Origin of the sequence: Actinopolyspora mzabensis (genome assembly GCF_900101095.1) — a bacterium.
In the GTDB taxonomy this organism is placed as follows: Bacteria; Actinomycetota; Actinomycetes; order Mycobacteriales; family Pseudonocardiaceae; genus Actinopolyspora; species Actinopolyspora mzabensis.
Genome location: NZ_FNFM01000001.1, coordinates 132170 through 144536 on the forward strand (window position 1 = coordinate 132170; position 12367 = coordinate 144536).

General features: G+C 64.0%; 10 protein-coding genes. All 10 read left to right on the forward strand.

What is annotated here, in order from left to right; genetic code table 11:
- Positions 1-340: 340 nt before the first annotated feature.
- The 10 genes from BLR41_RS00570 (at position 341) to BLR41_RS00615 (ending at position 12071) form a co-directional block, all read left to right on the forward strand.
- On the forward strand, positions 341-874 hold the full coding sequence (locus BLR41_RS00570) for a cupin domain-containing protein (protein ID WP_092625970.1): 534 nt from the start codon (positions 341-343) through the stop codon (positions 872-874).
- A 34-nt stretch (positions 875-908) separates the two neighbouring features.
- Positions 909-2063 carry a DegT/DnrJ/EryC1/StrS family aminotransferase gene (locus BLR41_RS00575; RefSeq protein WP_092625287.1) on the forward strand — a complete coding sequence of 385 codons (1155 nt, stop codon included), beginning with the start codon at positions 909-911 and terminating at the stop codon, positions 2061-2063.
- 199 nt (positions 2064-2262) lie between these two features.
- The gene (locus tag BLR41_RS00580) at positions 2263-3162 is read left to right on the forward strand and encodes an aromatic prenyltransferase (RefSeq protein ID WP_218119828.1); all 900 of its coding nucleotides are present in this window, start codon (positions 2263-2265) and stop codon (positions 3160-3162) included.
- Between the two features lie 206 nt (positions 3163-3368).
- Positions 3369-3917, forward strand: a complete 549-nt coding sequence (idi, locus tag BLR41_RS00585) for an isopentenyl-diphosphate Delta-isomerase (protein WP_218119829.1) — start codon at positions 3369-3371, stop codon at positions 3915-3917.
- Positions 3918-3992: 75 nt separating this feature from the next.
- Positions 3993-5582, forward strand: coding sequence for an AMP-binding protein (locus BLR41_RS00590; protein WP_092625291.1), 1590 nt, complete (start codon positions 3993-3995; stop codon positions 5580-5582).
- A gap of 45 nt (positions 5583-5627) precedes the next feature.
- Entirely contained in the window at positions 5628-6698 is a 1071-nt protein-coding gene (locus BLR41_RS00595; RefSeq protein ID WP_218119830.1) for a methyltransferase, read from the forward strand.
- A 147-nt stretch (positions 6699-6845) separates the two neighbouring features.
- A complete protein-coding gene (locus tag BLR41_RS00600) occupies positions 6846-7772 on the forward strand; it encodes an aromatic prenyltransferase (protein ID WP_092625293.1) in 927 nt (308 codons plus the stop codon).
- A gap of 462 nt (positions 7773-8234) precedes the next feature.
- Positions 8235-8618, forward strand: a complete 384-nt coding sequence (locus tag BLR41_RS00605; RefSeq protein WP_092625295.1) for a DoxX family protein — start codon at positions 8235-8237, stop codon at positions 8616-8618.
- Positions 8619-9323: 705 nt separating this feature from the next.
- Positions 9324-10340, forward strand: a complete 1017-nt coding sequence (locus tag BLR41_RS00610) for a type III polyketide synthase (RefSeq protein ID WP_092625297.1) — start codon at positions 9324-9326, stop codon at positions 10338-10340.
- Positions 10341-10523: 183 nt separating this feature from the next.
- Positions 10524-12071 (forward strand): DUF6851 domain-containing protein, encoded by a 1548-nt coding sequence (locus tag BLR41_RS00615; protein ID WP_092625299.1) that lies wholly within the window; start codon positions 10524-10526, stop codon positions 12069-12071.
- Positions 12072-12367: the final 296 nt, after the last annotated feature.

Genomic DNA, 12367 nt, shown 5'->3' on the forward strand with positions numbered 1-12367 from the left:
CGTCCCGGCCGAGTTGTGTTCTCAGCCTTATTACTGATGTCGACTCGCGACGGTCCGAGATTTTCGGGTTATCTCGGTCGGTTTCTCGATGTCGATCGGAAGGCGTTTCGCCCTGCTCGGGAAACTTCTCGTCGAGCACGGCGGCATCGCGAGTGTGCTCGACACCCTCGGACGCTGTTCGAGGGGTAAGCGGCAACCGCGTGGACTTCCGGCGTGTTCGCCGGTTCCGGCTCCGTACCGCCCCCCAGCGGAGGGCGTGTGGTGCTGGACCGACGACGCGTCGAGGTGTTCGGACCGAGTTCAGCGGGTCTTGTTCGGACGGATGACGAGGAAAGCCAGTATGAGCGGTCTCATTGTCCCTTCGGGGCAGGGACGAAAACTGATCACCAAGATGCAGGAAATCACTTTCAAGGCCACCGCGGCGGACGGCTCCGCCGTATCGTGCTTCGAGGTGATGGTGCCACCCGGTTTCGACGTCGGAGCGCACACCCACCAGCACTCGCAGGAGTTCTTCTACGTTTTGGAGGGGGAGCTGGACCTCCTGGCGTTCGAGCCGGTCACACGTACCGATGCGGACTGGCAGGACTGGGAGTCCACGGCGGGCGACCGCGTCGTCCGGGCCGGGCCGGGGAGCTGCATGTTCGTTCCATCCGGATGTCCGCACGCGTTCCGCAACGCCACCGCGGAGCCCGCCCGCATGCTGTTCCAGAGCTACCCCTCACCCGATCACGAGCACTACTTCGAGGAGATCTACGAGGTCTTCTCCGGGCGCTCCTCGGAACCGGACGCCGTGCAGAAGCTGCGCGAACGCTACGACATCGACCAGATCACGCCGCTTCGTTTCGAACCACCCTCGACCTCGCACTCCCAGTGAGCGGCGAACACGATGTACAGCATGAGGTGCAGCGATGGAGACGATTCCCCTGGTGCAGGCGAGCTTGGGCGAACAGGAGCTGGCAGCGGTCGCGGAGGTGTTCGCCTCGGGCTGGCCCGCGGGCCAGGGGCCGTGGGGGAAGGCACTGGAGGCCGAGCTGGCCGAGCGTTACGGCGTGGGTGACGCGGTCGCGCTGAGCAACTGTGGCGCCGCGCTCCACCTGTCCCTGCTCACACTGGGTGTGGCCCCTGGTGACGAGGTGATCGTGGCCGATTACACGTTCCCGGCCCCCGCGCACGCGGTGCGATACGTCGGTGCCGAACCGGTGTTCGCGGACGTGCGGGCGGATACCGGCACCATCGATCCGAGGGCGGTCGCGGAGCTGGTCGGCCCGCGGACGGTGGGCGTGATCGCGGTGGACACGGTCGGATTACCCGCCGACTACACCGAGCTGCGTGCGATCACGGACCGACACGGACTGTTCCTCGTGGAGGACGCCGCGTGTGCCGTCGGCGCGACGTACCAAGGGCGTCAGGCGGGTGAGCTGGCGCCGCTGGCCTGTCTGTCGTTCCACGGCCGCAAGGGCGCCACCAGCGGTGAGGGTGGAGCGCTGCTCGCGGCCGATCCGGCGCACGGAGCCACCGCGCGGTTCCGGGCGTCCTTCGGTATCGGAAGTATCTTCGACCAGAGCAGGGTCGTCGGCCTGCCGGTGCCGGTGTTCGAGGAAATCGGTTACAACTACAAGCTGTCCGATATCGCCGCCGCGATCCTGCGGGTACAACTCGGGCGGATCGGTGAGCTGTTGGAGCGCCGCAGAGCCGTGGCGGCGCGCTACGAGGAACTTCTCGCCGACGAAGAACTCCTCACGGTGCCGTGGGTGCCGGAGGACCGCACGCACGCTTGGCAGTCCTACATGGTCAAGCTCGATCCGAGCGTGGACCGGGAGGGAGTCGCCGCCGACCTGCGTGCGCAGGGGATCGGTTGCGGTCACGGGACATGGGCGTGTCACCTGCAGCCCGTGTACGAGTCGAAGCGGTCCTGCCCGGTCTCGGCCGATCTCTTCCACCGCAACCTCGCTGTTCCGATGCACGCCGAACTCACCGCGGATCAGGTGGAGCGGACGGTCGAGGTGCTGCGCGGTGCGCTTCGCGCGCACGCGCGTCCGCGAGGCGGTCGGCGGGTCGGTTAGCGCGAAAGGGCGGCCGACCGGTGCCGGGCCGCGTTCGGCAGCGATTGTCGGTCTCAGCTGGTCACGGTACCGCGGTGTCGCTGTGAACCATTCGCCGGTGGTTTTCCACGCGAGTCCGAACCACCGTCCCGTTCCCGATGCGCTGTCGGTGCTTGTCCCCATCCAACCGAAAAGTCGCGATCGATGCTTGGAGGAAGAAGTGTCGGAAACCGATGAGTTGACGAGGCTCTGCTCGGCCCTCGAAGAATCCGCCGGGTTGCTGGACATTCCCTGTTCCAGGGAGCGGATTCGGCCCGTCCTCGCCGCGTACGAGGACATGCTGTCGCAGGCCATGATCGCCTTCAGGGTGACCAGTGCCGAGGACGACGAGGGGGAGCTCGACTGCCGTGTCCTGTTCCGGAGAGACGTCGATCCGTACGGCATAGCTTCCTCGAAAGGGTTCATCGCGGCGGACGACCACCCCGTCGGTGAGCTGCTCTCGGATATTCAGCAGCGGTGCCCGGTCGACAGTTATGGTATCGATTTCGGGGTCGTGGACGGGTTCAAGAAGATCTGGGCGTTCTTTCCCGATGGTGACTTCCAGCCGCTCTCGCGGCTCGCGGAGATGCCGTCCATGCCCCGTGCGCTGACCGAGAACGCCGGTTTCTTCTTCCGTTACGGTCTGGAGGACCGGGTGGGGCTGATCGGCATCGATTACCACGGCAGAACGGTGAACGTGTACTTCGGCAAGCTGCCGGACGAGTGTCTCGAGCCGGAGGCCATTCGTTCGATGCACCGGGAGATCGGGGTTCCGGAACCGAGTGATCAGATGCTGCAGCTCTGTGCGCAGTCCTTCGGCCTTTACTTCACTCTCAGCTGGGACTCCTGGAATATACAGCGAATTTCCTTCAGTTCCATAACGCAGGATCCGATGTCCTTTCCCGTGCGATTCGGGTCGAGGATCGAGGATTTTGTGAAGAACTTTCGGTACGGTGTGGACGATCCCAAGATGGTCCATGCCGCCGTGAAATCGACCGGCGAGGAGTACTACAAGATCCAGGCGTACTACCGGTGGCGGCCGGCCACGGTGAATCTGACCTCGGCCGATTCCGGCGAGTAAGCCTCCTGGTGTGACTCCGCAGGTCACGCGCGCAGTGATGATCGCGGCGTGGACGGGAACCGCCCCGGCCCACGCACCCGGGGGAGCTGTCCGAGTGCTCGTTCCGGGTCCACCGCCCGCACCGCACCGGGCGCTTTTCGTGTCGGGTACGGGGTGCGGTGCCGACGTGCTCGGTGTCATTCGTTGCAGAAAGCAGGTGATCCGCCGTGGTTACTCGCGAATCACAGCTGGTGGAACTCGTGGACGAGGAGGGTGCTGCCACCGGTTCCTGTTCGGTCGCCGAGGCGCACACCGCGCCCGGCAGGCTGCATCGGGCGTTCTCGGTGCTGCTGCTGGACGATCTCGACCGCCTCATGCTCCAGCAGCGGGCCGCGGTGAAGAGCCGATTCGCACTGCGGTGGGCCAACGCCTGCTGCAGTCATCCGGCCCCGGGCCAGAGCGTGTTCGACGCCGCCGCCCAGCGGATGCGCGAGGAGATCGGAGTGGACGAGGTGACGCTGTACCAGGCCGGTGTACACCTCTACCGCGCCGAGGACCCGCGTACCGAACGGATCGAGCACGAGTACGACCACGTCCTGGTCGGCCGGGTACCGGCGGATCCGCCGCTGCGGCTGGATTCGACCGAAGTGGCCGAGGTCCGCTGGGTGCGACCGGACCGGCTGCGTGCGGACCTGGCCGCCAATCCGGACAGCTACGCCCCCTGGCTGAAAGGCGTGCTCACGGTGGCAACCGAGGGCTCCGATCAGCTGTCCTGAGCCGCCGTGCTCCTTCCCGGCGCAGGTCGGTGACGATCCGCGGGTTTGCCGAGCACCGTAAAGGAGACAGTCACGATGCAGGACTCCGTAATCCACAAGTCGATTCGCAAGCACGGCCTTCAGCTCGGCATGGTGCCGCAGTGGGCCGTGGCCAGGAACAGCTCGACGGAACTCGACGTCGACCACGAGCTCGACGCCCTCCCGGAAGTGGGACGGCGCCTGACCGTGTCCGAGTTGGCCGAGCACGTGGACGACCTCGCCGGGCGGCTGTGGGCGGCCGGGATACGCCCCGAGGAGTACGTGGCGATCCACAAGACCGCCAACTTCGACATCTGGATGCTCGCCACCGCGGCCTCCCGGATCGGAGCGGTTCCCGTGCTGTTGTCACCGGCGCTGGACGGTGCGACCGTGGGTGCCCTGCTCGGTCGGCTGGACCGACCACACCTGCTCAGCGACGCGCACAAGCTCGACGCGATGGCGGAAGTCCCGCTGCGGGAGCTGACCGAACAGGTGATCACAGTGGCCGGGCACTCGTCGGACGCGGTATCGCTCGGCGAACTCGCCGGTTCCTCGCGAGTGCGCCCGGTGCTCAAGGAACCGGACGAGCCCGCGATGATCACCCACACTTCCGGGACCACCGGGATACCCAAACTCATAGTGCACACGCCCCGGAGCATGGGAACCAGGCTTCGGCCGCAGTGGTGGCTGCTCTCGTTGCTGCGGAAACGGGAGACAGTCGCGATCAACGTTCCCTACGTGCACTCCCGGACGTTCGCTGCGATGTCCTTGGTGCTGCTGAAGGCGATGCCGGTGCTGCTGATGAACGAGCCCGAGCCCGAAGAAGCAGCCGAACTGTTCGTGAAGCACCGGCCGGGGCTGATCGAAGCTCTGCCCAACACGCTCATGGCGTGGGAAAAACTCACCGAGGACCCTCGGCGACCGTTCGCGTCGATAAGATACTTCAGCAGCACGTTCGACGCGATACATCCCAGAACGATCAGCCACATTCTCGAGTCGTCCAAGCGGTTCGCGCCGCTGTTCTTCCAGATCTACGGGCAGAGCGAGGTGGGGCCCGCCGTCGGTCGGCCGTACTTCCGTGGCCACGCCCACCGAGCGAACGGGCGCTGCGTCGGTTGGACGATGCCGGGCTGCGCGAGGGTCCGCGTGGTGAGCAGGAACGGCGAACGGCCGTCGCGGAACAACCCCGGATACATCGAGGTGGCTTGGTCGGGACTGGCGAAGACGTACCTGGGTGAGCAGGAAAGATACGACACCAACCGCTACGGGGCTTGGTGGCGCACCGGCGACATCGGTTACCGAACCAAGTTCGGCTGTCTGCACATGTTCGACCGGGAGATCGACATGATCCACGGCGTGCGCAGCACCCTGGAGGTCGAGGATCTCGTGTTGAACAGGATGGACGAGCTGGGCGAACTCGTCGTGGTGCGGGGCTCGAACTCCGAGCCGATCCCCGTGCTCTGCACGAACGACGACCAACCACTGGACCGGGACCGCTGGTACGCGGCCGTCGCGGATTTGCCGCAACTGGCCGAACCGGTCCAGATTCCGGAGGCCGAACTACCCCGGACAGCCACGTTGAAGGTGCAACGTGTCGAACTGTCCCGCCGACTCCAGGAACGAACACAAGGCGCGCCGGATGTGTGATCGAACCAGCCGGCCAGGGCGAGAGACGCGAAACGGAGCGATCCAATGACACCGGAAGCCACGCTCGCGCGGTTGCGCGAGTACATGGTGGGACCCACACGGCTCATGACCCTGCTCTCCTGCTTCGAGCTCGGCATCATCGACGCCCTTCGGGAGCGGCCCGGTATGACCTCGGCCGAACTCGGTGAGGTGGCCGGTACCAAACCGGATGCTGTCGAACAGCTCCTACATCTGATGATCAAGGAGGGCTTCGTCGCGTACGACGGGGAATCCGGTGGTTACGCTCTCGATGCGCTGGCAAAAGTGGCCGAGAGAGATCTCCGGCGGGCGCTCTCCTACATGAACATGATCAAGGTGGTAGCGCTCAGGCAACTGTTCCATCTCCCCGAGAGCGCTCGGAACGGAATGCCCGTCGGACTCGAAGAGCTCTACGGACACGAGGGGACACTTTACGACGCGGTGGCAGAGCACGGTGACCTGCGCGAGGCGTGGGCGCCGTTGATGGACACCGTCACCGCCAACATCGACCCCTGGTACTTCGCCAACGTCGACATACCTTCCGACTCACGGGTACTGGACCTCGCGGGAAACACCGGTATCGGGGCGATCCACACCCACCGGATGAAGGCGTCTCCCGGGGTTCGTGTGACGACCTTCGACCTGCCGGAGAAGGAGAAGGAGTGCCTGGAGAACTTCAGAAAGCATGATCTCGAGGAGCACTGCTCGTTCATCGGTGGTGACGTCTTCGATGAGGTTCCCGAGGGCTTCGACGTGGTCCTGATCAAGCACTTCCTGGACATGTTCGACAAGGAGGACGTGTTCAAGATCCTCGAAAGGGTCAACAGCTCGCTCGAACCCGGTGGCCGGGTCAATATCCTGGTTCCGGTGTACCCGGAGGACATGACCGAATCCGACAACTACAACGTCGACTTCTTCCCGGCGTTCTTCATCGGGTGCACCATGGGGCAGGGCGGTCCGCAGCAGATGTCCACCTACCGGAAATGGCTGGAAGAGTGCGGTTTCGAGGTGACGAAGACGATTACGAAGGATCCCGCCGACATACCCCCGGACGTAATCCCCCGGCAGGGGATCCTGTGCGCCAGGAAGACCGAATGATCCCCTCGGGGACCCGAGCCTTCGAGGAACCGCCACAGCTCACCGCGGCGGAGTTCGGAAAAACCGCGAGCGGATGCCGCGATCGTGGGGAACATCGGGAGACGGATTGCCGGTCAAGAACCGGTCTGCCCGGCGAGTGGAGGACGAGTGTCCGGAGACGCTGATTCGAAAAAAGACGTGTACTCGGCGATCGAAAAATCGGCGGGGCTGATGAACGCGCCTTGTTCGCGGCACAAGGTGGGGCCGGTCCTGGACGCTTTCGGTGACGACCTCGGTGAGGCCGGGATCGTTTTCAGCGTGCAGACGGGCGAGCAGCACGCGGGTGAGCTCGACTACACCATCACGGTTCCGGCCACCGGAGACGATCCTTACACGCTGGCGCTGTCGAACGGACTTCTGGCGGAAACCGAGCACCCCGTGGGTGCCCTGCTCTCGGACATCCGTGCGCGATGCCGAATCAGTGAGTACTTCATCGACTGCGGAGTCGCCGGTGGGTTCAACAAGGCATACGCACATTTCCCGCACGATCCGCAGAGTGTGACGCGGCTCGCCGAGCTCCCGTCCATGCCGAGTGCTCTGGCCGACAACTCGGACTTCTTCGCACGCCACGGGTTGGAACAGGTGGCGATGGCGGGGATAGACTACGGCAAGGAATCGGTAAATCTGTACTTTGCCCAACTCTCCGAGGGCAGCCTCGAGCGGAGCAACATCCTGTCGATGCTTCGTGCGAGCGGTCTGCCGGAGCCCGCTGGGCAGCTGCTGAACTTCGCCAGGGGGGCCTTCAGGATTTATGTCACCCTGACCTGGGACTCTTCGGCGGTGAAGCGGATAGCCTTCGCATCGCGGATGGGCCAGGAGGAGATGGAAGCGGCGCTGTCGGAATTTCCCGTTCGGGTGAGTCCGGAGATCGAGCGGTTCGTGCGGAACGCTCCGCACACCTATTCCGGCGATCGGCTGCGAATTCTGGCCGTCAAGTCCGCTCCCGAGGGCGAGTACCTCAACTTCGGTTCCTACTATCAGATCTCTCCGCTGGTGCGGAATTTGCTGGCCGCGTCCGACGACGAACGGAGTTGACCTCCCAACGGCCGGGAGGGGGAACACGGAACCGGGGCGCGAGCCCCGGAAGCCGACTCCGATCGAGTGGCTGACTCCCCTCGTCGGGGCGCACGTGGTTTCCGCCGCGCCCATTTCCCGCGAAGTAGGGAACGGGATCCGCCGGTGTTAGTGGGCGTCGGAACAACGAGTGGACACCGGTACACCGCCCACTTCGATACCGTGGAAGCCGATCGACCGATATCGGGCCTCGCATGTCGGGAAGACGGTCACTATCCAGTTTATCGAGCTGCTTCCGGTGCGGAGTTGTCGACAAGGCACCGGAGATATCGACTCAGCGGGTTGTCTCGGACAGTCTTGGAATCACGGACCCGTCGAGTTGTGGCAGGATCGGAGAGTGACACCTGTTACGCGACTACGCCGTGACGAGCATCGCTTCGTCGGCAACCGGTGGTCGCCCGTGAATTTAGGGAGAGAAACCTTATGAATCTGGCTCTATGGATCGTTGCCGGATTGTTGGCCGTCGTCATGCTGGTCGGTGGTACCACCAAGATGTTCGTGCCGAAGGAGAAGTTGGGTGCGACCGCCCACGGTGGATGGACCAACGACTACGGTGACGGCTTCGTCAAGACCCTCGGAGCCCTGGAGTTCCTCGCTGCTATCGGTATCATTCTGCCCGCTGTGGTCGATATCGCACCAATCATGGTGCCCGTGACCGCAGTTTGCTGGGTGCTGCTGATGATCGGCGCGATGATCACGCATCTCCGTCGTCACGAGAAGTTGCCCGTCGTCGCGAACCTGATCTATCTGGCCATGGCCGTCTTCGTGGCATGGGGACGATTCGGTCCCGAGTCCTTCACCGGTTGATCCGGTCGGTTTCGGCTACCACAGAGGACCGGTCGACGGGTAGTGGAGAGACTCGTGAACATCGGCCCGACCGCCACGAAATCTCCGGTTCCCGCGGGTGGGTTCCAGCCACCGATACCGCGGTTGTGGCAACCCCGCCTCGCACGACTGGTCCTCGCCCCGGCAGCAGGGCCGAATGCCGCTGAACCGGCCTGCCGGGGCGATTTCGGACGGAAATCTCCGTCGCGAACCGCGTGTGCCTCGTCGTGATGGTCGAGTGTGGCGTCGACCCGCGCTCGTGGGCCGCCCTCGACTCCGATCCCGTTCGGCGCGTGATGTTTCCCCGAATTTCGTCGCTCGGGCTTGTAACCGTATCTTTCTCGCCGTACAATTAATCTCGCGAAAGGCGGCATCCTCCTCGGTGGACGCTTTTCGTCGTGTTGTTTTCGCCCTTTGTTCCACGTTTGCGAACCACGAATGATCGCTCGATTCCGTATCGGGTGATGCTCACTCGTCCCCAGAAAAGAATTCAGGAGCTGGGCGGGGTAGGCGTTCCCGTCCACGCAGCCACGCGGAAACACGTTACAGCTCATCCTGCTCCGGTCGGTACTAGCGAAATCGCAGCGAAGGACATCACCAATCACGGGCAGAATCACCAGAAAGTAAGTTCCATAAATGCCAATATTATGCAGGCCATCCGTGAGTGTTCCGGAACATGTCATATCAATGGATGAGACACTGGAGTTGGCCGAACGAGCACACGCGGGGAAGTCGCAGCTTTCCCTGGCGTACCGATTGATCCAGAACACCGGGGTGCAGAAGAGACACACGGTACGGCCCGTGGCGGAGACACTTCGACACCCGGGATTCGAGGAACGCAACCGCATCTACGAGCTGGAGTCCAAGAAGCGAACCCCCGAGGTGATCGAACGAGCTCTGGCTAACGCGAACCTGGCGACACGTGAGATCGACGCGATCATATACGTGTCCTGCACCGGGTTTCTGATGCCTTCGCTGACCGCGTGGTTGATCAACACCATGGGGTTTCGCACCGATACCCGGCAGATTCCCATCGCACAACTGGGCTGTGCGGCGGGTGGCGCGGCGATCAATCGCGCCCACGACTTCTGCGTGGCCCATCCCGAGAGCAATGTTCTGATCGTTTCGTGCGAGCTGTGTTCCCTGTGCTACCAGCCCGATGACGACGACGTCGGTTCACTACTGTCCGACGGGCTGTTCGGCGATGCGGTCGCGGCCGCCGTCGTTCGAGGGAGCGGGGGTTCAGGGGTGGCATTGGAGCGCAATTCCTCCTACCTCATCCCGGACACCGAGGACTGGATCTCCTACGATGTACGTGACACCGGATTTCACTTCCGGCTGGACCGTCGGGTGCCGGGGACGATGGAACCGCTCGCCCCGGTGCTGAACGAGTTCGCTGCAGGGCACGGTTGGGATGTCCGCAACCTCGACTTCTACATCATCCACGCCGGTGGCCCGAGAATTCTGGATGACCTCGGCGAGTTCCTCGACGTCGACCGGAAGATGTTCCGCCACAGCTGGGCCACTCTCGTCGATTACGGCAATATCGCTAGTGCGGTCGTGCTCGACGCGCTGCGGAGGCTGTTCGAGGAGGACATGCCGTCCGAGGGAGCTTCCGGCATGATCGCAGGTTTCGGTCCCGGGATCACCGCCGAGATGGCGGTGGGTCGTTGGAGCGTTGATTCGTCGGAAATTTCCGGCTGAGTTCCTCGGGTCCGGTTCGAACGGACGACCGGGAAGTGACGAGTACGAGCGGTTTCTCGCCCTGTCGGGGCGAAGCGGAAACCGATCACCAGGATGCGGGAATCAATCCGCGGCACCACGACGGCGGTCGCGAACCGCGTCAGCGAAATCTATAAACCATCGAATGCAGAAAGGTCGCACCCCATGGCGTCCTCCGGGAATTCTTCGGCCTCCTCCTACTCACTGCAACGCAGATCGGTGCTAGCCGGTGCGGCTACCGCGGCTCTGCTTCCGTTCGGGAGTATCGGCGTCGCCAACGCGCGTCGGTCCAGCCCTTCGGCATCGCAGACGACATCCGATTTCGACCTCGACAACGACAATTTCATCAGCTATTTGTCCGATAATTCCGACACTTCGGCGGTATCGGATTTCATCGCTCCGATGGACGTGACCATCCTGATTCGCTACACCTGCATGGCGCACAACGCGTGGTTCGACGCGCTCGCGCCGTACCACCCGACGGCGGTCGGTGTTTACTCGAAGCTCGGACGTCGTCCCCGAAGCGAAGCCCGCACCAACAGGAACAAGAACATCGCGGCCCTCTACGCCTGGCGCCACGTCATGCAAAGCGTGGTACCCGCCGGGATGCCGACCTATCGGGCGTTGGTCTCCTCGTTCGGGCTGGATCCCGACGACGACTCGGAGGATCCGACCACTCCGGTCGGTATCGGGAACCTGGCCGGTAAGGCCGTCGTGGAGGGACGCCTGCGGGACGGCATAAACCAGCTCGGTGACGAGGGAGTCCGGTACAACGGGAAGCCCTACCAGGACTACACCGGATACCGGCCCGAGAACAGTGCCTACGAGTTGCGCAACCCTTCCCGCTGGCAGCCGGAACTGCTGGAACACGGCCGTCGCCTCGGGAACGCCGATGGCGACAAGGGCATGTTCATGATCCAGGTCTTCACCACCCCGCAGCTGCGGCTGACCACGCCTTACACCTACGAGGACCCGAGCCATTTCCGCCTTACTCCCCCGCACCACAGCGATCACACCAATCGGGCCGCCTACAAGCGTTCGGTGGACGAGGTGCTGCGTGCCTCGGCCGGGCTCACCGAAGAGCAGAAGGTGAAGTCGGAGTTCTTCGACAACAAGTTCCTGGGCGTCGGGATGTCGGTCCTGGCCGCGGCCAGGAACCACGAACTGGATCTGGACGGTTGGGTGCAGCTGTTGATGGTGACCGGGGTGGCGATGCTGGACGGCCTGATCGCCTGCTGGCACCACAAGACCGGTTTCGACGCCGTGCGCCCGTTCAGCGCGGTCCAGCACGTTTACGGCGACACCGAGCTGACGGCTTGGGGCGGCCCCGGGAGGGGAACCGTCAACGATATCCCCGCCAACGAGTGGTCCAGCTATCTGAACGTGGGCAACCACCCCGAGTACCCGTCCGCCTCCACGACGGTCCTGTCCGCAGAGGCGCAGGCCGCGCGCCGCTACCTCAACTCCGACTCCCTGAACTGGTCGTACACCTATCCGGCGGGGTCGTCACTGGTTGAGCCCGGAATCACCCCCTCCAACGACCTCCGGTTCGGTTGGCGCACCTGGACCGACTTCGTGCAGGACGGCAGCGACAGCAGGGTTTGGGGCGGGGTGCACTTCTCGAAATCGGCGGACAACTCCATCGGTTTCGGCACGCAGTTCGGTGACTTGGCTTACCAGTACGTGCAGCGTCACATCGACGGCAACGTATAGCCTCGATTCTCCCCGCGGCCACGGTCCGGATCGGACGCACCGCCGAGCGGTCCGGGCCGCGGTGCGAGTTCCGCGCTTCCGATGAGGCCGGATGGCGGTGCCGGGTACGGGAGGCCCCGGCACCGCCATGGCCGAGCTCGCGCTGCCCGCCGGGTTTCGTCCGTCGGCTCCGCCCGCTCGTTCCTGCCCGGAGACACCGCCCCACGGCATAGCCGGATTCGTCGCGTCATTTCTCGTTCTCACCGGGTGGGGAGGATTTCGGTTCATCCGTGGTGGGCGGTTCCGGCCGGGCACTC